The sequence below is a fragment of the Texcoconibacillus texcoconensis genome (assembly GCF_014202575.1).
Lineage (GTDB): Bacteria > Bacillota > Bacilli > Bacillales > Salisediminibacteriaceae > Texcoconibacillus > Texcoconibacillus texcoconensis.
Window position 1 is genome coordinate 175,677 of record NZ_JACHHB010000006.1, and the last position, 21,380, is coordinate 197,056.

The 21,380-nt window shown below is 40.9% G+C and carries 22 protein-coding genes and 1 riboswitch; of the genes, 21 read left to right on the top strand and 1 reads right to left on the bottom strand.

Annotation, left to right across the window (positions count from 1 at the left end; genetic code table 11):
• Positions 1 to 13: 13 nt before the first annotated feature.
• Positions 14 to 298 carry a hypothetical protein gene (locus HNQ41_RS08300; RefSeq protein ID WP_184663949.1) on the bottom strand — a complete coding sequence of 95 codons (285 nt, stop codon included), beginning with the start codon at positions 296 to 298 and terminating at the stop codon, positions 14 to 16.
• Between the two features lie 280 nt (positions 299 to 578).
• On the opposite strand from HNQ41_RS08300, the gene HNQ41_RS08305 reads away from it, so the two are divergent.
• The 21 genes from HNQ41_RS08305 (at position 579) to HNQ41_RS08405 (ending at position 21,328) form a co-directional block, all read left to right on the top strand.
• On the top strand, positions 579 to 2,966 hold the full coding sequence (locus HNQ41_RS08305; protein ID WP_184663950.1) for a 3-hydroxyacyl-CoA dehydrogenase/enoyl-CoA hydratase family protein: 2,388 nt from the start codon (positions 579 to 581) through the stop codon (positions 2,964 to 2,966).
• Between the two features lie 25 nt (positions 2,967 to 2,991).
• Positions 2,992 to 4,173, top strand: coding sequence for an acetyl-CoA C-acetyltransferase (locus tag HNQ41_RS08310; protein ID WP_184663951.1), 1,182 nt, complete (start codon positions 2,992 to 2,994; stop codon positions 4,171 to 4,173).
• A gap of 53 nt (positions 4,174 to 4,226) precedes the next feature.
• Entirely contained in the window at positions 4,227 to 6,008 is a 1,782-nt protein-coding gene (locus HNQ41_RS08315) for an acyl-CoA dehydrogenase family protein (RefSeq protein ID WP_184663952.1), read from the top strand.
• Positions 6,009 to 6,249: 241 nt separating this feature from the next.
• Positions 6,250 to 6,606 carry an arsenate reductase family protein gene (locus HNQ41_RS08320; protein ID WP_184663953.1) on the top strand — a complete coding sequence of 119 codons (357 nt, stop codon included), beginning with the start codon at positions 6,250 to 6,252 and terminating at the stop codon, positions 6,604 to 6,606.
• Positions 6,607 to 6,750: 144 nt separating this feature from the next.
• Positions 6,751 to 7,134 carry a glycine cleavage system protein GcvH gene (gcvH, locus tag HNQ41_RS08325; protein ID WP_184663954.1) on the top strand — a complete coding sequence of 128 codons (384 nt, stop codon included), beginning with the start codon at positions 6,751 to 6,753 and terminating at the stop codon, positions 7,132 to 7,134.
• 171 nt (positions 7,135 to 7,305) lie between these two features.
• Complete coding sequence (locus tag HNQ41_RS08330) at positions 7,306 to 7,518, top strand: DUF2553 family protein (protein ID WP_184663955.1); 213 nt, start codon at positions 7,306 to 7,308, stop codon at positions 7,516 to 7,518.
• 152 nt (positions 7,519 to 7,670) lie between these two features.
• Positions 7,671 to 8,009: an SCP2 sterol-binding domain-containing protein gene (locus HNQ41_RS08335; RefSeq protein WP_184663956.1), complete on the top strand. Its 339-nt coding sequence runs from the start codon at positions 7,671 to 7,673 to the stop codon at positions 8,007 to 8,009.
• Between the two features lie 89 nt (positions 8,010 to 8,098).
• Positions 8,099 to 8,216: riboswitch (SAM riboswitch) on the top strand.
• 160 nt (positions 8,217 to 8,376) lie between these two features.
• Entirely contained in the window at positions 8,377 to 9,402 is a 1,026-nt protein-coding gene (locus HNQ41_RS08340) for a methionine ABC transporter ATP-binding protein (RefSeq protein ID WP_184663957.1), read from the top strand.
• Complete coding sequence (locus tag HNQ41_RS08345; RefSeq protein WP_184663958.1) at positions 9,395 to 10,063, top strand: methionine ABC transporter permease; 669 nt, start codon at positions 9,395 to 9,397, stop codon at positions 10,061 to 10,063. Before HNQ41_RS08340 ends, HNQ41_RS08345 begins: the two co-directional genes overlap by 8 nt.
• 26 nt (positions 10,064 to 10,089) lie before the next feature.
• Positions 10,090 to 10,899 carry a MetQ/NlpA family ABC transporter substrate-binding protein gene (locus HNQ41_RS08350; protein ID WP_184663959.1) on the top strand — a complete coding sequence of 270 codons (810 nt, stop codon included), beginning with the start codon at positions 10,090 to 10,092 and terminating at the stop codon, positions 10,897 to 10,899.
• Between the two features lie 151 nt (positions 10,900 to 11,050).
• A complete protein-coding gene (locus HNQ41_RS08355) occupies positions 11,051 to 11,428 on the top strand; it encodes a carboxymuconolactone decarboxylase family protein (RefSeq protein WP_184663960.1) in 378 nt (125 codons plus the stop codon).
• 240 nt (positions 11,429 to 11,668) lie between these two features.
• Positions 11,669 to 11,881 carry a YuzK family famiily protein gene (locus tag HNQ41_RS08360; RefSeq protein WP_184664018.1) on the top strand — a complete coding sequence of 71 codons (213 nt, stop codon included), beginning with the start codon at positions 11,669 to 11,671 and terminating at the stop codon, positions 11,879 to 11,881.
• Positions 11,882 to 12,374: 493 nt separating this feature from the next.
• Positions 12,375 to 13,157, top strand: coding sequence for a Fe-S cluster assembly ATPase SufC (sufC, locus tag HNQ41_RS08365; protein ID WP_184663961.1), 783 nt, complete (start codon positions 12,375 to 12,377; stop codon positions 13,155 to 13,157).
• Positions 13,158 to 13,184: 27 nt separating this feature from the next.
• A complete protein-coding gene (gene sufD, locus HNQ41_RS08370) occupies positions 13,185 to 14,489 on the top strand; it encodes a Fe-S cluster assembly protein SufD (RefSeq protein WP_184663962.1) in 1,305 nt (434 codons plus the stop codon).
• The gene (locus tag HNQ41_RS08375; RefSeq protein ID WP_184663963.1) at positions 14,489 to 15,712 is read left to right on the top strand and encodes a cysteine desulfurase; all 1,224 of its coding nucleotides are present in this window, start codon (positions 14,489 to 14,491) and stop codon (positions 15,710 to 15,712) included. The genes sufD and HNQ41_RS08375 overlap by 1 nt, the downstream gene beginning before the upstream one ends.
• On the top strand, positions 15,699 to 16,154 hold the full coding sequence (sufU, locus tag HNQ41_RS08380; RefSeq protein WP_184663964.1) for a Fe-S cluster assembly sulfur transfer protein SufU: 456 nt from the start codon (positions 15,699 to 15,701) through the stop codon (positions 16,152 to 16,154). The genes HNQ41_RS08375 and sufU overlap by 14 nt, the downstream gene beginning before the upstream one ends.
• A 130-nt stretch (positions 16,155 to 16,284) precedes the next feature.
• On the top strand, positions 16,285 to 17,682 hold the full coding sequence (gene sufB, locus HNQ41_RS08385) for a Fe-S cluster assembly protein SufB (protein WP_184663965.1): 1,398 nt from the start codon (positions 16,285 to 16,287) through the stop codon (positions 17,680 to 17,682).
• A 94-nt stretch (positions 17,683 to 17,776) separates the two neighbouring features.
• Entirely contained in the window at positions 17,777 to 18,631 is an 855-nt protein-coding gene (locus HNQ41_RS08390) for a DUF72 domain-containing protein (protein WP_184663966.1), read from the top strand.
• 78 nt (positions 18,632 to 18,709) lie between these two features.
• Positions 18,710 to 19,534: a sulfite exporter TauE/SafE family protein gene (locus HNQ41_RS08395; protein ID WP_184663967.1), complete on the top strand. Its 825-nt coding sequence runs from the start codon at positions 18,710 to 18,712 to the stop codon at positions 19,532 to 19,534.
• A gap of 29 nt (positions 19,535 to 19,563) precedes the next feature.
• Complete coding sequence (locus tag HNQ41_RS16865) at positions 19,564 to 20,943, top strand: 5'-nucleotidase C-terminal domain-containing protein (protein WP_184663968.1); 1,380 nt, start codon at positions 19,564 to 19,566, stop codon at positions 20,941 to 20,943.
• Positions 20,944 to 21,025: 82 nt separating this feature from the next.
• The gene (locus HNQ41_RS08405; protein ID WP_184663969.1) at positions 21,026 to 21,328 is read left to right on the top strand and encodes a DUF1805 domain-containing protein; all 303 of its coding nucleotides are present in this window, start codon (positions 21,026 to 21,028) and stop codon (positions 21,326 to 21,328) included.
• Positions 21,329 to 21,380 lie beyond the last annotated feature (52 nt).

Below are 21,380 nucleotides of genomic sequence, written 5' to 3' on the forward strand. Positions count from 1 at the left end.
CGTCTAACCTCCTTTATTGAATAGGTTGTTGTTGTTGTTGTTGTTGTCCTACACCAGGTTGCTGGTTTTGATTTAAATGCTGTAAAAGTTGATGGTAATGTTGGTAATGCATATTACCAACACGATCGATTGCTTGAGCCACTTCTTGATCTTGGCATTGACTAGCAAACATACGAGCTTTTTTCATCGCCAGTAAGTTCCAAGCAAGCATGTCTGTGAGGTATTGATGGTCTTTTTCCGTCACGACATTCGGTGGTTGCGGGGAAATTTGTTGATTTCCTTGTGTTTGTTGTTGCATCAAAAACCCTCCTTTTTTCGCGATAAAATCAATTGCGTTTTTAGCATGTGTTCACGCAAATAAAACTATTCTATCCTGATTTTGTAGTGGAAAGTGAAGGTAAATGAGTGCGGGGAGGAGTTAGAATTTTCAGTTAATAATCATTGCATCTTTTTAGGGGATTGATTATAGTCAAGGTTAAAGACAAATGAAAACGATCCTAAATCTCAAGTAACACCACCTACAAATGAATGAGTATTCATTCAAAATCATCTTACAAAAATAGAAATGGAGGGACGGTATGGCCTTTAGAATAGGAAAAGTTGCCGTTTTAGGCTCAGGAGTTATGGGCTCAGGCATTGCTGCACATTTAGCCAACATCGGTATTCCATCACTTCTTTTAGATATTGTTCCAAACGAACCAACAGCTGATGAAAAGAAAAGAGGTTTGACACTTAATGACAAAAGTGTTCGCAACCGATTGGCCATTGAAGCAAAAAAGCAATTAAAGAAACAAAAGCCTGCGCCATTAGCTATCAAAGAAAACGCTGACCTTATTGAAGAGGGAAACATGGAAGATGACCTCCATCGTCTTAATGAAGTCGATTGGATCATTGAAGTTGTTGTTGAAAAGTTAGAAGTTAAGCAACAAGTACTGGAAAAAGTGGACCGATATCGTAAACCGGGAACGATCATTAGTTCTAATACATCAGGGATATCCATCGAAGCAATGGCAGAAGGGCGTTCAGAAGACTTCCGTAAACATTTTCTCGGTACACATTTCTTTAATCCGCCTCGCTATTTAAAACTGTTAGAAATCATTCCAACTAAAGATACAGATGGTGATGTTGTAACTTTTATGAAACACTTCGGCGAAAACACACTCGGTAAAGGCGTCGTCGTTGCTAAGGATACCCCGAATTTTATCGCAAACAGAATAGGTACGTACGGCTTGTTAGTAACGGTTCGAGAAATGATTGAACGAGGTTACTCGATTGGAGAGGTCGACTCGGTTACTGGTCCAGCCATCGGTCGTCCTAAAAGCGCAACGTTCCGAACGTTAGATGTCGTTGGTCTTGATACGTTTCTACATGTTGCTAAAAATGTATTTGATCAAGTAGAAGGTGAAGAAAAGGAAGTATTTGATGTCCCAAAATTCATGAAAGACATGGGAGATAAAGGATGGCTCGGTAGTAAAACAGGGCAAGGTTTTTTCAAAAAAATAAAAGGTGAAAATGGCAGTGAGATTCTCGAGTTGGATTACGAAGCAATGGAATATGTTCCTCGAAAAAAGTTGAAAGCACCATCTGTTCAACAAAGCAAGCAAGCGAAGTCAAAACAGGATCAATTGAAAGCGCTCGTATATGCAGATGATCGAGCTGGAGAATTGGTATGGAATGTATTGAAGCCAACACTCATTTACGCAGCGGAAAAATGTAGTGAAGTTGCCGATTCGATTTATGATATCGATCAAGCGATGAAATGGGGATTTGGTTGGGAATTAGGTCCATTTGAAACGTGGGATGCAATTGGTGTTGAAGCAGGAGTTAAGAAGATGGAAGCAGATGGAGACAAAGTTCCTTTATGGGTCAAAGATATGCTCAGAAAAGGGTTTGAGCGATTTTATCAAACTTATGATTCGTATTATCATAACGGATCGTATGTGCAAGCAAATGTGAATGAGAAAGTGATTCATCTTCCTTCATTAAAAGATGCCGGTCGTGTGATTATGAAAAACAATGGTGCGTCACTCGTAGATCTTGGTGATGATGTCGCTTGTTTAGCGTTTCATTCACAAAATAATTCGATAGCGTTAGATATCCTACAGATGATTAATAAGTCCATTGATGAAGTGGAGAGAAATTACCGAGGACTTGTTATTAATAATCAAGGGAAAAATTTCTCGGTTGGGGCCAATTTAATGTTGATATTAATGGAAGCCCAAGATATGAATTTCCCGGAGTTAGATCTTGTCGTCCGTCAATTCCAACAAACGATGGCCAAAATACGTTATTCCGCAAAGCCAGTTGTCGCAGCACCATTTGCAATGACATTAGGTGGTGGAGCTGAAGTTTGTTTGCCAGCTGCACGATTACAAGCAGCGCATGAAACGTATATAGGTCTGGTTGAAGCAGGCGTTGGCCTCATTCCTGGTGGGGGTGGAAATAAGGAGCTGTACTTAAGAGAAATTGAACGTATACCTGCGGGCGTTGATATTGACCTACAGCCTGTTGCTAATAAAGTATTTGAAACCATTGCAATGGCAAAGGTTGCCACGAGTGCGCAAGAGGCAGAACAGCTCGGGTTCTTACGACCACAAGACCAAATCAGTATCAATGGTGACCACCTCTTATATGATGCAAAACAGACGGTAATCTATCTTGATAAACAAGGGTATCAGCCACCGAAGCGGCGAAAGATTCCAGTTGTCGGAGAATCTGGGTATGCGACAATGAGCCTTGGTGCCAAATCAATGCAGAAAAGCGGACTTGCAAGTGACCATGATGTGAAGATTGCTGATAAATTGGCTTTCGTGCTTGCTGGTGGGCGTGTACCAAAAGGGACGGAAGTAGATGAACAGTATTTATTAGATATCGAACGAGAAGCTTTTCTAAGTTTAGTAGGTGAACCGAAAACACAACAACGTATGCAACATATGCTTTCGAAAGGAAAACCACTACGCAACTAAGTCATTAAAAAGGAGGGGATGTTCCTTGAAAGAAGCGGTGATTGTTGCAGGTGCACGTACACCTGTCGGAAAAGCAAAAAAAGGCAGTTTAGCCCACGTCCGCCCAGAAGATTATGGGGCGGTGGCAGTAAAGGAAACGTTAAAAAGAGCAGGTGACTTCGATTCAGCACGAATTGACGATGTCATTATCGGTTGTGCGATGCCAGAAGCGGAGCAAGGGATGAACATGGCTCGTAATATCTCTGCTTTAGCGGGGTTACCAGAACAAGTGCCAGCCATTACTATAAACCGTTATTGCTCATCAGGGTTACAATCGATTGCTTATGGAGCGGAGCGGATTATGCTCGGGCATGATGAAGCGATTATAGCTGGTGGAGCCGAATCGATGAGTCTCATTCCGATGGGCGGACACGTGATCGCACCTAACCCAACGCTTGTAGAAAATGCCCCTGAATACTACATGAACATGGGGCACACTGCTGAAGAAGTGGCCAAACGTTACGGTGTAAGTCGAGAAGATCAAGATGCTTTCGCAGTTGCAAGTCATAACCGAGCAGCGAAAGCGCTTGAAGAAGGTAAGTTTGCTGATGAAATTGTTCCTGTACCGGTCACAAATCGCTATGTAGATCAAAATAACAAACTCGTCGAAGAAACCTATGACTTTACAAAAGATGAAGGTGTGCGTCCTAATACGACGAAAGAAAAGCTCGCAAAGTTAAAGCCAGCTTTTAATCAAATTGATGGTAGTGTCACCGCGGGGAATGCTTCGCAAATGAGCGATGGAGCAGCTTCTGTACTTGTCATGGACCGTGACGTTGCTAAATCGGAAGGACTCGCTCCGCTAGCCAAATTTCGTTCGTTTGCTGTAGGTGGGGTTGCACCTGAAGTCATGGGGATTGGTCCTGTTGAAGCAGTACCTAAAGCATTGAAATTAGCTGGTATTTCAGAGCAAGATGTTGGTTTATATGAGTTAAATGAAGCATTTGCATCTCAGTCTTTACAAGTGATTCGTGAATTGAACTTAGACCCTGAAAAAGTGAACGTAAATGGAGGAGCGATTGCACTTGGGCATCCTCTTGGGTGTACTGGAACGAAACTAACGCTCTCACTTATATATGAAATGAAACGTCGTGGTGAGCAATTTGGTGTGGTGACAATGTGCATCGGTGGTGGTATGGGCGCTGCGGGCGTGTTTGAACTTGTCTAACGAAAATGTGAAATGCAGGGTCCTCACACATGTTGAAGAAGGGGGAATCGAATATGACAACATTTGATAAGGGAAAGAAAGGTGGCGCTTTTTTACTTGAAGACATTTCGCCTAATCAATTGTTAACACCTGAAGATTTTACAGACGAACATGACATGATTGCAAAAACAACCGAAGATTTTGTTTTAGAGCAAGTCGTTCCAGAAATCGAAAAAATCGAGGATCATCAATTTGATATTTCCGTCCGTTTATTAAAGCAAGCAGGGGAATTAGGTCTTCTCGGTGCTGATGTACCTGAAGAATATGGTGGCATTGGCCTAGATACCATTAGCTCAACACTCATTACCGAAAAGTTCGCATTAGCCAGTTCGTTTTCGTTATCCCATGGGGCTCACGTAGGGATTGGGACCCTTCCGATTGTCTACTTTGGCACTGAAGAACAAAAACACAAGTACTTACCAGCTTTAGCGACAGGTGAAAAGATCGCAGCCTATGCTTTAACAGAGCCAGGCTCAGGATCAGATGCGCTTGGTGCGAAAACGACAGCGACCTTAAATGAAGAAGGGACTCATTATGTTTTAAACGGTGAAAAGCAGTGGATTACAAATGCTGGATTTGCAGATGTATTTATCGTTTACGCGAAAGTAGATGGAGAGCAATTCACGGCATTTATCGTTGACGCAGATACAGAAGGCGTGTCGACAGGTCCTGAAGAAAAGAAAATGGGGATAAAAGGTTCGTCTACACGGACGTTGATTTTACAAGATGTAAAGGTACCAAAAGAACAAGTCTTAGGCGAAGTAGGCCGAGGACACGTGATCGCGTTTAACATATTAAATATTGGGCGCTATAAATTAGGTGTTGGTTGTATAGGAGCGGCAAAACGAGCGATTGAAGTGTCGGCAGCCTATGCCAATGAGCGGAAACAATTTAAATTACCGATCTCACAATTTACTCTGATCCAAAGTAAACTTGCCCATATGGCAAGCGAGACGTATGCAGCTGAAAGTAGCATATACCGTACAGGAGGTTTAATCGAAGACGCATTTCATTCGTTATCTGAAGAAGACCAAAAAGATGGCAAGCGCGTTGGTAAAGCGATCGCCGATTACGCGATTGAATGTTCGTTAAATAAAGTTTTTGGTTCTGAAGTGCTAGATGATGTCGTTGATGAAGCGGTGCAAATTCATGGTGGTTACGGTTTTATGTCTGAATATGAAGTCGAGACGATGTATCGCAACTCTAGAATCAATCGAATCTTTGAAGGAACAAATGAAATTAACCGTTTACTCGTTCCTGCGACGATTATGCGGAAAGCGATGAAAGGCGATCTCCCTCTCTTGGAACAAGCAAACACGATTCAAGAAGAGCTCATGATGATGATGCCTCAAGAAGTTGGCGATGAACCCCTGGAGCAAGAAAAGTATTTGTTAGAAAACGCCAAGAAAATTTTCATGATGGTTGCAGGGTCGGCAGCTCAAAAATATGGAGAGAAGCTAGAAAACGAACAAGAGATTTTGGCGCATGTTGCTGATATCGTTTCTGATATTTACGCGGTTGAATCGGTCATTTTACGAACGGAAAAAGCGATCGCAAAAGAAGGTGTAGAAAAGGCCCGTCAAAAGTTGTTAATGACTGAAGTGTTTACTCAAGGAGCATTTCATCGAATTGAACGCGCGGCTAAAGAAGCGCTCGTTACCATGGAGGATGGTGACAACTTACGAACGATGTTATCAATATTGAAAAAGTTAACTCGCCATACGCCGATTGATGTTGTAAGTAAGCGTCGTCGTATTGCCGCTCAATTGATTGAGCAAGAAAAGTATGTAGTGTAGAGCTTGTTTTTAAATTTGAGGTCACACCTCAATATCAAATACCCTCCTTCCTTTCGGGAAAGCATTCTCCTCAAAGTTGAAAGGGTCCTGGTCTTCGTGATCAGGACTCTTTTACATTCGTGCGTAAAAGCAATGATGATGGTAAAAAAATGTCGAATGAAAAGCAGGAGATCAGCATTACGCCAAGAATGTATTGTATGATAAGGATGTAGTAGGCTATGGGAGAAAGGAGATAATGATTATGGCTTTAACAATGTATCACTACCCTAAATGCGGGACGTGCCGAAAGGCGAAGAAATGGTTTGAAGATAACGAGGTCGATGTCAATCTCATACATATTGTTGAAGAGCCACCAGCAAAGGAAACATTAGAAGAACTTTTAGAAAAAAGTGGCTTAGAAGTGCGCAAGTTTTTTAATACGAGTGGCAAAAAATATCGTGAACTTGGTATGAAAGATCGTGTGAAGACGGATTCAGAAGAAGAACTTCTTGATTTGCTTGCGTCTGATGGGATGCTGATAAAACGTCCGATTGTGACAGATGGTGATCAAGTGACGGTAGGTTTTAATGAAGAAACGTTCGAAAAAAAGTGGAAGTGAGCCTTGTTTTTCCGACCTGAGTTGTAATAAGGTTGAATGGAAGATGTTTCATATCTACTTCAAATGGACAACAATGGTTATAGTCAGGGACAAGTTTTTCTTCCTAAACGACGTATAAGTTAATAAGAAAATGGAGGGTTATGGATGAGTTTACCAAAAGACTTAAAGTATTCTAAAGAACACGAATGGGTGAAGCAAGAGGATGGCAAAGTTCGCATCGGGATTACTGCTTTCGCTCAATCTGAGCTAGGTGATATTGTATTTGTAGAATTGCCAGAAGTTGGCGACACGATTGAGGCAGATGAGTCATTTGGCAGTGTGGAATCTGTTAAGACGGTTTCCGAATTGTATGCGCCAGTTAGTGGAAAAGTTGTTGAAGTGAATGATGAGCTTGAGGATTCACCTGAATTTGTCAATGAATCCCCTTACGAAAAGGCGTGGATGGTGGTTGTTGAGCCTTCCGATGCTAGTGAGATCGACAAGTTAATGTCTGCAGATGATTACGAAAAAATGATTCAAGAAGACTAATAACATAACGTGATGAGTCAAACGCTGAGTAGGTTGTGGGAATGATGGCGTCATTTCCCTGCTTAAGCGTTTGACTTTTTTTATGGTAACCATTCCAGAAATGCCCTTTTAAGATGATGAATCAAAGGAGTGGAAACGGCAGAATTTAAAGGGGAAAGGAGGGGGATTTCTATGGATGGTTTCAAGCAGGATCAACAAATGCTCAAAAGTGAACGAAATGAAAAGAAAGAGCAAAAAGTTGATAACATTGAAGTGACAAACGAAGAAAAGATGTATGAGATGGCTGAGGAATTTGAGGTTGATGGTGAAAAAGTTGAAGGCAAACAGGCTCGCCGTGAACATCCGAAAAGTTATGTTGATGGATGCGATATGGGTTGGTGCTAAAATACGAATGATTATTGACATTCCCACCTGTGAGAAGGTGGGGATGTTTGATTGGAAACTGATAGCAATTTCACTGTATAAAAAGGATCTCTCCTTAAGGTGTCGAAATAAGTAAATAATAACTGACTTGTTAGATCCAGGGAGGGCCAATCGTGAAACGTGCGCTATCTTTATGGCAAGAAAGGGTGCAAAGAGCTGATCAACTTGATGAATTGAAATTGGTAGATGAAGTGGAATTTGTTTTAAGAGATGAGCAAGCGCAGGAAGTGTATACAGTGAAGGTGGATTCTTATAGTATACAAGTGAAAGATCATGACCAAAGAGAAACGGAAGCAGGTGTCGAGATTATCGGTGATCGGGAATCATTACTCGAACTGATTAATGGTGAATCTTGGCTATCGAAACAACGGCGTACAAAAGAGGTCACTGTAACAGGGGCGTTACGGCAGCAATTAAAGGTTGAGGCATTATTATACATACCGGCATCGTGAATTTAGTGTTAAGTTGTCGACTTTTTGTTGACACGTTTTTTTCCTCATGCTATTATTCAATTTAACTCATAAAACAATAAACATTGAAACTCTTATTTAGAGAGGTGGAGGGACTGGCCCTATGAAGCCCGGCAACCACTCGCATACTTAATGTATGAGGGAAGGTGCCAAATCCTGCAAAGCTATAATGGCTTTGAAAGATGAGAGGAAGGCGATTTAAATCATTAAATTAAACCTTTCTACTCATATGGTAGAAAGGTTTTTTGTATAAAAATGCTTTGAACGCAAAGAAATGACCATTATTGTTTAGCAAAAATAAAAGGCAAAGAAGCACTGGTTTAATATAGAGAGAAAGGACGTACTCATTATGATTTCACTTAATCAGCTTAAGAAGGTTTTCACCACGAAAGATGGACCAGTGACAGCTGTTGATCATATCGACTTACAAGTTGCCGAAGGGCAAATTTATGGGATCATTGGTTATAGTGGCGCAGGGAAAAGTACATTAATTCGTTTATTAAACCGCCTTGAAGACCCATCAGGTGGAAATATACAAATTGCCGATTGGAAAATGGATCAACTATCGGAAAAAGAGCTGCGACAAGCACGTCAAGAAATAAGCATGATCTTTCAACATTTTAATTTACTTTGGTCTCGGACCGTTCGCGAAAATATTGCATTTCCACTGGAAATTGCAGGCGTTCCAAAAGAAGAGCGAATGGAACGAGTGGACGAGCTGATTGACCTTGTAGGTTTAAGTGGGCGTGGTGATTCTTACCCTTCCCAATTGAGTGGGGGGCAAAAGCAACGTGTTGGGATTGCACGTGCGCTAGCGAACAATCCGAAAGTATTGCTTTGTGATGAAGCAACATCTGCTCTTGATCCGAAAACGACTGATTCTATTCTTGAATTACTCGTTGATATTAATAAAAAGTTAGGTCTAACGATCATTTTGATCACGCACGAAATGCATGTGATTCGAAAAATTTGCCATCGTGTTGCTGTCATGGAAGAAGGAAAGATTGTTGAAGAAGGGGAGGTTCTTGAAGTCTTCCGCCGTCCGAAAGAAGCGATGACGAAAGAGTTTGTTAAACAAGTGACAGAGCCTGAGGAAACACAAGAAGCGGCTGGAGAGTTGTTTACCGATACGGACAACCATATTGTTTATCAACTCACTTTTGTCGGTGGAGATGCGAAAAAACCACTCATCAACGATGTCGTTAAAACCTTTGATGTAACAGTGAATATTTTACAAGGGAAAATATCACACACGCAGCACGGACCATATGGGTCATTATTTGTTGCAATGGAAGGCGAAGACAATGAAGTTTCAAAGGCGATCACCTTTACTCGTGAGCAAGGGGTAGAAGTGGAGGTGATCTACAATGATTGATTTCTTGTTTCCAAATGTGAATTGGGAGTCTGTATTGTATGCGACATTAGAAACAATTTATATGTCTGTTGTCGCTGTAGCATTTACATTTTTGTTCGGCATTATGTTAGGACTTGTTTTGTTTTTAACAGACAAAGATAATCTTTGGGACAATCGAATATTAAAGGCAATTACAGCAGCATTTGTCAATACGTTTCGGTCTATTCCATTTATTATATTAATCGTGTTATTAATTCCGTTTACCCAGTTGATTGTCGGATCATTTTTAGGTCCATCTGCAGCATTACCCGCACTAATTATCGGTGCTGCACCATTCTACGCACGAATGGTGGAGATCGCTTTACGTGAGATTGATAAAGGCGTAATCGAAGCAGCTCGTTCAATGGGTGCTTCCAATCGTGAAATTATTTTCAAAGTATTGTTGCCAGAATCCATGCCTGCACTCGTTTCGGGTATTACCGTTACATCGATTGCTTTAGTGAGTTATACGGCAATGGCAGGGGTTATCGGTGCTGGTGGGCTTGGAGACTTAGCGTACCGGGTTGGGTTCCAACGCCGTGATGATGATGTTACGTTAATTGCAACGATTGTGATCTTACTGATCGTCTTTGCTTTTCAGTATCTTGGCGATCGTATTTCACATAAATTAGACAAGCGATAAGCATAAAAAAACAGGGGGGTATTATGATGAAAAAATTAGCTTTAGGTGTTGTCAGTACGGTAGCAGTGTCAGGATTAGTCGCATGTGGTGGAGCAGATGAGGATGTATTAAGTGTCGGTGCTACAAACGTCCCTCACGCAGAAGTTTTGGAGTTTGCTGAGCCGATTCTTGAAGAAGAAGGGATTCGCTTAAACATTCAAACGTTCAATGATTACGCATTACCGAATATGGCTTTAGTAGAAGAAGAAATTGATGCAAACTACTTCCAACATATTCCGTTTTTCGAGTCTGAAATTGAATCAGAAGGTTATGACATTGTCAATGAAGGTGGAATTCACCTTGAACCAATCGGTCTTTATTCCCAAGACCATGATAGCTTAGATGACTTACCAGAAGGTGCGGACGTGATTATGAGTGATTCAGTTGCGGATCAAGGCCGTATTTTAATGTTACTTGAAGAAGAGGGACTCCTTACACTAGCTGAAGGTGCAGGGATTGATGCGACAATTGAAGATATCGAGGAAAACCCATTGGACCTTCAGTTCCAAGATAATGTTTCAGCAGACATGCTCCCACAAGCTTATGAAAACAATGAAGGAGACCTGGTTGTCATCAACTCAAACTTCGCCCTTGATGCAGGTCTAAACCCACTGGAGGATTCGATTTCTATTGAACCAGCGGATGAAGATAACCCATACGTGAATATTATCGCAGTAAGAGGTGAAGATGAAGGGTCAGAAGACATTGCTACACTCATCGATGTTCTTCGTTCAGAAGAAGTGCAAGAATTTATTATTGAAGAATACGATGGGGCTGTTGTTCCTGTAGAAGAATAAATAATAAATGAATCGACAAAAATGTGAGGCCAGTTCTTTATTAGGAAGGACTGGTTTTTCTATGTCGTTTTATATTTGTTTTTGTCGTATATTCAATGGTCGATTCGCCATACTAAAAGAGAATGATACATATTAAGAACGGAGGGGTTACATGGAACATTCGCAATCAAACGAGCATCGGTCAACCATTCAACAAGCTTTACACGACTATAAAGAAGGATTGGGTCACTTTCGAGAGGAAATGCCTGAAATTGCGCATAAGTATGTAGACTTTACAGAAGCATGCTTTGCTGAAGGGAAATTATCGAAAAAGGACAAACAATTGATTGCCTTAGGTATTAGTATTTACGCTCAGGATGAATATTGTATTATTTATCATACGAAAGGATGTCTTGATGAAGGGTGCGACCGTGAAGAAATTTTAGAGTTAGTATCAGTTACAGGTGCCTTTGGTGGAGGCGCAGCACTCAGTCAAGCGTTCACACTCGTCCATGAATGCGTCGATGAATTTGGAGGACAAGTTCATTAATACATTTCGTACGTCATACAAAGCGTAATCTCTAGAGATTAGAGGAGATTTTTGCAATACGTGGGGTAAGGGAACCTCACAATATCTCACCCGTATTTGTTAGGAAATATAAGAATCAATCCTTGTTGGTAAGATTGTGAGTAAATGTTACGATAATGGATGTAAAAGCTGACCGAATGCTATCCCAAGGGTTCTGGTACCGGGTAAAACAGCTGTTGAACCCACGCATGAAAGGTCAAAATGAATTCCAGAAAGGATTGGTTTATTATTAACCAGATCGAAACCAACTATACCGGCGAAATGGAGAAAGCAATGTACCAGTCATACGGTTTTGGCTATGAAGAATACAACCGAAACCTCAATAACCGTATGAAAGTAGAAGCTGAACGTGAGCGGAACTATCGCCGAAGTGTTGAGATCGTGGCAAGTCACCAAAATCAGGTGCGCCCGTAACTGGAAAAGACAAATAATCGCTTTATACTTGATATTAGAAGAGAATCAAGGGAGACCAGCATGATCATCATGCTGGTCTGTTTTTCTGTGTTTAAACAGGAGGTTAATTGAGAATTGATATCACTATTTGATAATCAGCACAGGTATTTTGATATGTTTAACCTAGATAAATTTGTGAAAAGAGCGTAGAATCAATGGTGAAACTGGACGATTTTGTACATAACTTTATGGATTCAAACAATGTACTTGAGAAAAATTTGGATAGCAAGTATGATGAAAACCATACATCACATACTAACAAAAATAGGTTCAGACGCATTAGGGGATATATTAAATAAAAATGTATAAAAAACAAAATTTGTGTAGTGTTTTCCTTGAAGAAAAAGAGAAGATGTTTTAAGATTATAATGAGAATAAACTGAGAATGGTAAGTGAGATATCAAACGTTCACTTTCCTTTAATCATGTATAATAAATGGATGGAGGTATCGGGCATGACAACACCAAATTTGAAAGTCGACGATCTACATGTCTCAATCGAGGATAAAGAAATCTTAAAAGGATTCGGCATTGAAATCAACGGTGGAGAAATCCATGCAATTATGGGTCCAAACGGAACAGGGAAATCAACACTTGCCTCTGCACTAATGGGGCACCCAAATTATGAAATCACAAAGGGTAATGCAACATTTAATGGAGAAGACTTGCTTGAGATGGAAGTAGATGAACGTGCGCAAGCAGGGTTGTTTCTTGCAATGCAATACCCAAGTGAAGTAAGTGGTGTAACAAACGCTGACTTTATTCGTTCTGCGATTAATTCAGGACGTGAAGAAGGCGATGAAATTTCTCTTATGAAATTCATTCGTCACATGGATGATAAAATGGGTAAATTAGAAATTGATAGTTCTTTCCAACACCGTTACCTAAATGAAGGTTTTTCTGGTGGTGAGAAAAAGCGCAACGAAATTCTACAAATGCTTATGCTCGAACCAAAGATTGCGATCTTGGACGAAATTGACTCCGGTCTTGATATTGACGCACTAAAAGTTGTTGCACAGGGCGTAAATGATATGCGTAGTGATGACTTTGGTTGTCTTATCATTACTCACTATCAACGACTACTTAACTATGTGACACCAGATAAGGTTCACGTTATGATGCAAGGTCGCATTGTAAAATCAGGTGGCCCTGAACTTGCTGAGCGTCTTGAGGCAGAAGGGTATGACTGGATTAAAAATGAGCTAGGCATTGAAGATGAAACTGTAGGCCAAGAATAAGCGCGGTTCCAAGAAGGAGGATATGAAATGTCAGTAGATGTAAAAGGTTCATATGATCGTACTTATATCAGCAACTTCTCTAAAGACCGCCAAGAACCCGAGTGGTTTACAAACTTACGTCTATCCTCTTTAGAGCAGGCTGATGCGATCGAATTACCAAAGCCTGAAAAAACAAAAATCACGGATTGGAACTTTACGTCCTTTGCACATACAACAGAGACGAAAGTCGTCAATTCGTTTGATGATCTAGATGAAGATATTCGCGTTTTGCTTGGAGAAAAAGAGCAAGCAAAAAATGTGATTGTACAAGAAAATGGTAAAGTGACTTATGAAAAAGTCGAAGCTGACCTTAAAAATCAAGGTGTGATATTTACGGATATTGAAACAGCGATCCGTGAACATAGCAACCTTGTTGAAAAAGCATATATGAAAGAAGCGATTTCTACGAATGAAAACAAACTGACTGCTTTGCACGCAGCGCTTGTTAATGGAGGTACATTCATTTATGTACCGAAAGATACACACGTAGAACTACCGCTTCAAACGGTTTATTCTGTGAGTGAAAACTTTGGCTTGTTCAACCACATCTTGATTGTTGCCGAGCAGAATAGCTCGCTTACGTACATCGAAAACTATGTAACGACACAAGATGCAAACGATGCGGTAGCCAATATTATCGCAGAAGTTTATGCGGCTGATGGCGCAAAAGTGAACTTCGGTGCTGTTGATACATTCTCAGAACAAGTGACGACTTATGTTAATCGTCGGGGACATGTAGGACGAGATGCGGAGATTTATTGGGCCCTTGGTCAAATGAATGACGGAAATACTGTATCTGAAAATACGACATATCTGATGGGGCAAGGGTCATATGCAGACTCGAAAGCAGTATCTATCGGTCGCGGTGAACAGAGTCAGAACTTCACAACCAATATCGTTCATTATGGGAAGAATTCTGATGGTCAGATTTTATCTCATGGGGTTATGAAAGATCGAGCAAGCTCTATCTTTAACGGGATCTCCAAGATTGAAAAAGGCGCAACAAAAGCCAACGGAGAGCAGACTGAACGTGTTCTTATGCTCAGTGAAAAAGCACGTGGAGATGCGAACCCAATCTTGCTTATAGATGAGGACGATGTGACAGCTGGGCACGCGGCGTCAGTAGGTCGAATCGATCCACTTCAAAAGTTCTATCTCATGAGTCGAGGTATTTCCGAACAAGAAGCAGAGCGTTTGGTCATCCACGGTTTCTTAGCACCGGTTGTAGGCGAACTTCCAGTTGAAGCCGTGAAAGAACAACTTACAGAAGTTATTGAAAGGAAAGTTTACTAATGAATGCAAAGGAAATTCGTGAACTATTTCCAGTGCTGAATCAGGAGGTAAACGGCCACCCTCTTGTTTATTTAGACAGTGCGGCGACTTCCCAAAAACCTAAGCAGGTCATCGATGTCATAGAGGACTATTATAAACGATACAATTCCAATGTTCACCGAGGGGTTCATACCCTCGGGACGTTGGCAACAGATGGGTATGAAGGTGCACGCGAAAAAATCCGTTCATTTATTGGTGCGAAATCGACAGAGGAAATTGTCTTTACTCGTGGAACAACAACGGCAATTAACCTTGTTGCATCAAGTTATGGTCGTGCGAACCTCGGACCAGGTGATGAAATTGTTATCACCCCGATGGAACACCATAGTAACATTATTCCTTGGCAGCAAGTCGCAAAAGCGACGGGCGCAACGCTAAAATACATTCCATTGACAGCGGATGGTCGCATCGAACTTACAGATGTGGAACAAACCATTACAGACAAAACGAAAATTGTCGCTGTGATGCAAGTATCCAATGTCCTTGGCTCTGTAAACCCAGTGAAAGAAATCGCTGAAATTGCTCATCGACATGGCGCAGTTATTCTCGTGGACGGTGCACAAAGTTCCCCACACATGAAGGTAGATGTCCAAGATTTAGATTGTGACTTTTTTGCCTTTTCGGGCCATAAAATGTGTGCACCTACTGGGATTGGCGCACTTTACGGGAAAAAGTCCTTACTTGAAAAAATGGAACCAGTAGAGTTCGGTGGCGAGATGATTGATTTCGTTGGAGATTATGAATCAACATGGAAAGAGCTCCCTTGGAAATTCGAAGGGGGTACACCGATTATTGCAGGTGCAATCGGTCTTGGTGCTGCGATCGATTTTCTCGAAGACATCGGTTTAGATCGTATTGAAGAGCATGAAAAAGCGATTGCGAATTATGCGCTACAAAGATTGGATGAAGTTGATGGTGTAGACGTGTACGGTCCAAGAGAGAGAGCTGGTCTTGTAACGTTTAACTGTCATGATGTCCATCCTCACGATGTTGCAACGGTTCTCGATTCTGAAGGGGTTGCTGTTCGTGCAGGCCATCATTGTGCTCAGCCACTTATGCGTTGGCTTGATGTCACTGCAACGGCGCGCGCAAGTTTCTACCTCTATAATACAGAAGAAGATGTAGACGCATTTGTAGAAGCATTATTAAAGGCAAAGGAGTACTTCGGTCATGTCTTTAGATAATAATCTTGATACTTTGTATCGTCAGGTAATAATGGATCATTACAAAAACCCGCGTAACCGTGGTGAAATTACAGACGGATCATTGACCGTGAATATGAATAACCCGACTTGTGGTGATCGTATTCAATTGCAATTAAAAGTCGAAGGTGGCAACGTCTCCGATGCCAAATTTTCGGGGGAAGGTTGTTCGATCAGTCTTTCTTCAGCTTCAATGATGACGCAAGCGGTCAAAGGGTTGCCGATAGAAAAAGCTCTTTCTCTTTCTGAGCAATTTTCAAAATTGGTTCAAGGGAATGACATTGATGATGAGGACCTAGATTTCGGAGACATCGAAGCACTCCAAGGTGTTTCTAAGTTTCCTGCTCGAATCAAGTGTGCGACATTAGCTTGGAAAGCCCTTGAAAAAGGTTTGAATGAGGAGAAAGAGGAAACGACTGAATAATAAGTATTTGTTAACAATATAGGTGTGGTGTTAAAATAGAGATACTACGTGGTTAGTATGTATAAAAAGAATCACGTTATTGATCGGTAGTAAGGCACGTTTTGACTGATCACTCAGAGGAGGGTTTCAAATGGCTAAGGAAATACCTGAAATTGAGGAATATCAATATGGTTTTTCCGATAAAGACGTATCTATTTTCCGTTCTGAACGAGGACTTACAGAAGATATCGTCAAAGAAATTTCAAAAATGAAAGAAGAGCCACAATGGATGCTTGATTTTCGTCTTAAGTCGCTCGAACAATTTTATAAAATGCCAATGCCACAATGGGGTGGCGACTTAAATGAATTGGACTTTGATGAAATTACGTATTACGTAAAGCCGTCTGAGAAGTCTGAGCGTTCATGGGATGAAGTACCAGAAGAAATTAAGAACACTTTTGATAAACTTGGGATTCCAGAAGCTGAACAAAAGTATTTAGCTGGTGTATCAGCACAATATGAATCTGAAGTTGTTTATCATAATATGCAAGAAGACCTTGAAGAGCAAGGGATTATCTTTAAAGATACTGATACAGCGTTAAAAGAGGATGAGGAAATCTTCCGTGAGCACTTTGGTAAGGTCATCCCTCCTGCTGACAACAAATTTGCAGCATTAAACTCTGCTGTATGGTCTGGTGGATCATTCATTTATATACCAAAAGGTGTCAAAACAGATACACCTCTTCAAGCTTACTTCCGTATTAACTCGGAGAACATGGGTCAATTCGAACGTACGTTAATTATCGCGGATGAAGACAGCTCGGTTCACTATGTAGAAGGGTGTACAGCACCTGTTTATACGACAAACTCTCTTCACAGTGCAGTTGTTGAGATCATCGTGAAGAAGGATGCATATTGCCGTTACACAACCATCCAAAACTGGGCACCGAACGTATTTAACCTTGTTACAAAACGTGCGGTGGCAGAACAAAATGCAACGATGGAATGGGTCGACGGTAACATTGGATCAAAATTAACGATGAAGTACCCAGCGATCATCATGAAAGGTGAGGGTGCTCGCGGTAACGTGTTATCGATTGCGATTGCAGGTAAAGGTCAACACCAAGACGCAGGTGCGAAAGCTTTACACTTAGCACCGAACTGTTCATCGACGATCGTATCGAAATCGATCTCAAAGCACGGTGGAAAAGTTACGTACCGAGGCATCTGTCAATTCGGGCGCAAATCTCAAGGTTCGAAATCGAAAATTGAATGTGATACGCTCATCATGGATAATCAATCAACTTCTGATACGATTCCATACAATGAGATTTTCAACAATGATATTGCGCTTGAACACGAAGCGACAGTGTCGAAGGTTTCTGAAGAACAACTCTTCTACTTGATGAGCCGTGGTGTTTCTGAACAAGAAGCGACAGAAATGATCGTGATGGGCTTTATCGAACCATTCACAAAAGAACTACCGATGGAGTATGCGGTAGAAATGAACCGCCTCATTAAGTTCGAGATGGAAGGTTCTATCGGTTAATCAATAAGAAGGAAAAAAGGGGCTGGCGCAACGTCAGCCTCTTTTTGTTTATAAACAAAAACGATGTCAGTGGCAAAGAAAGGAAGAAAGTTCGTTGATACGTATAGGATTGACTGGGTGGGGAGATCATGACTCTTTATATGAGAATCAGGGAAGTGCTCATAAATTAGCAACTTATGGGAGCTATTTCCCTATTGTTGAATTGGATGCTTCTTTTTATGCCAATCAACCAGAAAGAAATATGTTGAAGTGGATTCGTGAAACACCAGATACATTCCAATTTGTCGTAAAAGCCTATCAAGGGATTACCGGGCATGATCGTGGGGAAAATTCATATGGATCAAAACAAGACATGTTTTCTGACTTCCGCGCCTCGATTGAACCATTACGTGAAGCTGGGAAATTAGCGATGGTGCTCTGTCAATTTCCGCCTTGGTTTGATTGTAGGAGAGAACATGTCGATTATTTACGGTACTGCCGTGCGCAGCTAACTGACATAGATGTTGCACTTGAATTTCGTCACTATTCCTGGTTTTCATCAACTTACAAACAACGAACCCTTTCGTTTATGGAGGAAGAACAATGGGTTCATAGTATATGCGATGAACCCCAAGCAGGAGAAGGTTCGATTCCGATGGTTGTTCACCCAACGCATCCTCAAAAAACGTTATTTCGCTTCCATGGCAGAAATGTGTCAGGCTGGAAAAAGCCAGAGGGAGCAGATAATAAATCTTGGCGCGATGTACGATATTTATATGATTACAGCATTCGGGAACGTCAAGAATTTATCGAACAGATACAAAAAGTTGCTGAGCAATCACAAGATATTTACATCGTGTTTAATAACAATTCAGGTGGCCATGCAGCACAAAACGCATTAAAATTGATAGAAGAAATGAAACTTAAATATGAAGGCTTAGCACCTAGACAACTTCAACTTTTTGATTGATTAGGGCTCGTATTTCATAGATAATGGAACGTAAATGTTGGCACTTTTCTAAAATTAAAAGAAGGAAGTTGTTTTACGATGGAATGGATTTTGCTTGTCATTTTAGGGCTTATGGCAGGGACATTAGGTAGTTTAATGGGGCTAGGTGGAGGCATATTAATTGTCCCGGCACTACTTATGTTTAGCGATTATTTCACGAGTTTTTCTTCGATGACACCGCAAGTCGCGGTCGGTACATCGTTACTCATGATGATCTTCACAGCACTTTCTTCGACATTAGCATATGTCAAACAAAGGAAAGTAGATTATAAAAGTGGCCTTCTGTTCTTTATAGGTAGTGGCCCTGGTGCGCTATTTGGTGTGTGGTTAAATCAACATCTTACAACCGACCCGTTTCTCCTTTTATTTGGTGCATTTATGATTTTGATGTCTTTTTTCATGCTTATACGTCAACGTTTAAAACCATTAAAGCTGAGTGTACGTGGCATCCAGAGAAGTTACACAGACGATGCGGGCGCAACTTATCATTACGGATATCCGCGTACTCTTGCTATTATGATTTCTTTTATTGTTGGAATGGTTTCAGGACTTTTCGGAATTGGTGGAGGGGCTCTTATGGTGCCGGCTATGGTCCTCATTTTCCGCTTTCCTCCCCATATTGCAGTGGCAACATCAATGTTTATGATATTTTTATCATCGATAGTTAGCACGTTCTCTCATATACAGCTGGGGAATGTAAACTGGGTTTACGCGATGTTGTTAGTGCCAGGTGCATGGATTGGAGGCAAATTAGGTGCAGCTATCAATCAGCGGCTCTCTAGCGATCATTTAGTATTTGTTTTCCGGATCTTTTTAATTATTATTGGCATTCGCTTAATATACCAAGGGGGAACAAGCCTCTAATAACTTCGATGAGGTGGCGGTGATAAAGAGTGACACAACGGATAAGAATCATACATACGAACGATTTACATAGTCAATTTGACCGTTGGCCTGCACTTGTCCATGCGGTTCGTGAAAAACGTCATGAAGCAATTAAAAATGGTGAAGATTCTTTAGTCTTTGACATTGGTGACCACTGTGATCGTTCACACCCGATTACAGAAGCCCTCTTAGGAAAAGGGAATGTACAACTTCTTAACGATGTTGAGTACGACGCAGTGACAATAGGGAATAATGAAGGAATGACGTTACCAAAAACAGCACTTGAATCGTTATATAAGGGAGCAAACTTTCCCGTTGTATTGAGTAATTTAAAACACCTTAATGGTGAAAAGCCAGAATGGTGTGAGTCTGTTAAGTGGTTCGAATTAAATGGAGGCATTAAAGTGGCGGTACTAGGAGTAACCGTTGCTTATCCTGCTTTTTATGAGCCACTGGGATGGAAAGTATTACCGCCAATTGAAAACTTGCGAACAATTGTAGATCAAGTGAAGGATGAGGCAGATGTATTGATCTGCTTATCGCATTTAGGTCTTCATAAAGATGAGGTGTTGGCTGAGGAAATTCCTGAATTAGATGTGGTTCTGGGTGCTCATACCCACCATGTTTTGGAACAAGGGGTGTGTGTAAACGGGGTTTTGATTAATCAAGCTGGGCGTTCCGGCTCTCATGTCGGAGAAGTGACGTTGACAGTTTGTTCAACATCAAAACAAGTGCTTTCATCATCAGCTCAAACTGATGCAATTCCAGCCACTCAGCCTCCCGATGAACAAGCCCAACAAAAAATTCAACTCTTGAGAAAGCAAGCTGCACAAAAAATGAGCGAAGCAGTTGCATACTTAAGTGACCCCTTACTCATTGATTGGCAAACTGAGTCTCCATTTGCTTCTTTATTAGCAGAAGCAATGAGGGAATGGAGTAATACAGATATTGCAATGATTAATGCTGGTGTTCTTTTACAACCATTGTCAAAAGGGGAAGTAACAAAAGCAGGATTGCATGAAGTTTGTCCTCATCCAATCAACCCAGCCATTTTAACTGTGTCAGGGCAGCAGTTATTGGAAATTATTAAATACGGACAAAATCGTCAGTTGATTGAAAAACAAGTGAAGGGTTTCGGTTTTCGTGGGAAACAAATTGGTGCGATGATTTATGATGGTTTAACATTTCCTTCTTCACGAGATGATCATGAAGGATTTTATATTCATGGAGAACCGTTGAATTTTGAAAAGACATATACATTGGCAACGGTCGATATGTTTACGTTCGGCAAGTTATACCCTCCAATTAGTGATCATTCATCAATCCGATACCTTATGCCTGAATTTTTACGAGATATTATCGCATGGAAATTAAGCTCTTTCAATTGAATAATAAAAAAAGGAAAAGCACCTTTCATCGTTATACGCATAATATACGATTGTAGATGAAAACGGTGAAAGGGTGAATAAAGTGTATAATCAAGTTCCGATAACAGTTGATGGGCATTCGTTTACCGGTGTATCATTGAAATTACCGAAAACAAATTTTTTATCGATTAGTAATGAAAGAGGATATATTATGTGTGGTGCACTAGATGTTCAATTATTAAATGAAAAATTAGCAGATCGTAAAATTGTTGCCGGCAGAGCAGTAGGCGTTCGCTCATTGGATGATTTACTTGATGCGCCACTCGAGTCAGTGACGCTTGCCGCAGAGGAACTTGGTATCGAGAAAGGTATGAAAGGGAGAGACGCTTTGTTAAAAATGATATAGGACCTTTCAAGCGGTGACTACCTTCCTTTTTTGGAGTCACCGCCAGAAAAGT

What these genes read in the sequence shown, in the direction of transcription:
- HNQ41_RS08300 (WP_184663949.1), bottom strand. Translation starts at nt 298, where the DNA reads ATGCAACAACAAACACAAGGAAATCAACAAATTTCCCCGCAACCACCG.
- HNQ41_RS08305 (WP_184663950.1), top strand. Translation starts at nt 579, where the DNA reads ATGGCCTTTAGAATAGGAAAAGTTGCCGTTTTAGGCTCAGGAGTTATG.
- HNQ41_RS08315 (WP_184663952.1), top strand. Translation starts at nt 4,227, where the DNA reads ATGACAACATTTGATAAGGGAAAGAAAGGTGGCGCTTTTTTACTTGAA.
- HNQ41_RS08320 (WP_184663953.1), top strand. Translation starts at nt 6,250, where the DNA reads ATGGCTTTAACAATGTATCACTACCCTAAATGCGGGACGTGCCGAAAG.
- gcvH (WP_184663954.1), top strand. Translation starts at nt 6,751, where the DNA reads ATGAGTTTACCAAAAGACTTAAAGTATTCTAAAGAACACGAATGGGTG.
- HNQ41_RS08330 (WP_184663955.1), top strand. Translation starts at nt 7,306, where the DNA reads ATGGATGGTTTCAAGCAGGATCAACAAATGCTCAAAAGTGAACGAAAT.
- HNQ41_RS08340 (WP_184663957.1), top strand. Translation starts at nt 8,377, where the DNA reads ATGATTTCACTTAATCAGCTTAAGAAGGTTTTCACCACGAAAGATGGA.
- HNQ41_RS08345 (WP_184663958.1), top strand. Translation starts at nt 9,395, where the DNA reads ATGATTGATTTCTTGTTTCCAAATGTGAATTGGGAGTCTGTATTGTAT.
- HNQ41_RS08350 (WP_184663959.1), top strand. Translation starts at nt 10,090, where the DNA reads ATGAAAAAATTAGCTTTAGGTGTTGTCAGTACGGTAGCAGTGTCAGGA.
- HNQ41_RS08355 (WP_184663960.1), top strand. Translation starts at nt 11,051, where the DNA reads ATGGAACATTCGCAATCAAACGAGCATCGGTCAACCATTCAACAAGCT.
- HNQ41_RS08360 (WP_184664018.1), top strand. Translation starts at nt 11,669, where the DNA reads ATGAATTCCAGAAAGGATTGGTTTATTATTAACCAGATCGAAACCAAC.
- sufC (WP_184663961.1), top strand. Translation starts at nt 12,375, where the DNA reads ATGACAACACCAAATTTGAAAGTCGACGATCTACATGTCTCAATCGAG.
- sufD (WP_184663962.1), top strand. Translation starts at nt 13,185, where the DNA reads ATGTCAGTAGATGTAAAAGGTTCATATGATCGTACTTATATCAGCAAC.
- HNQ41_RS08375 (WP_184663963.1), top strand. Translation starts at nt 14,489, where the DNA reads ATGAATGCAAAGGAAATTCGTGAACTATTTCCAGTGCTGAATCAGGAG.
- sufU (WP_184663964.1), top strand. Translation starts at nt 15,699, where the DNA reads ATGTCTTTAGATAATAATCTTGATACTTTGTATCGTCAGGTAATAATG.
- sufB (WP_184663965.1), top strand. Translation starts at nt 16,285, where the DNA reads ATGGCTAAGGAAATACCTGAAATTGAGGAATATCAATATGGTTTTTCC.
- HNQ41_RS08395 (WP_184663967.1), top strand. Translation starts at nt 18,710, where the DNA reads ATGGAATGGATTTTGCTTGTCATTTTAGGGCTTATGGCAGGGACATTA.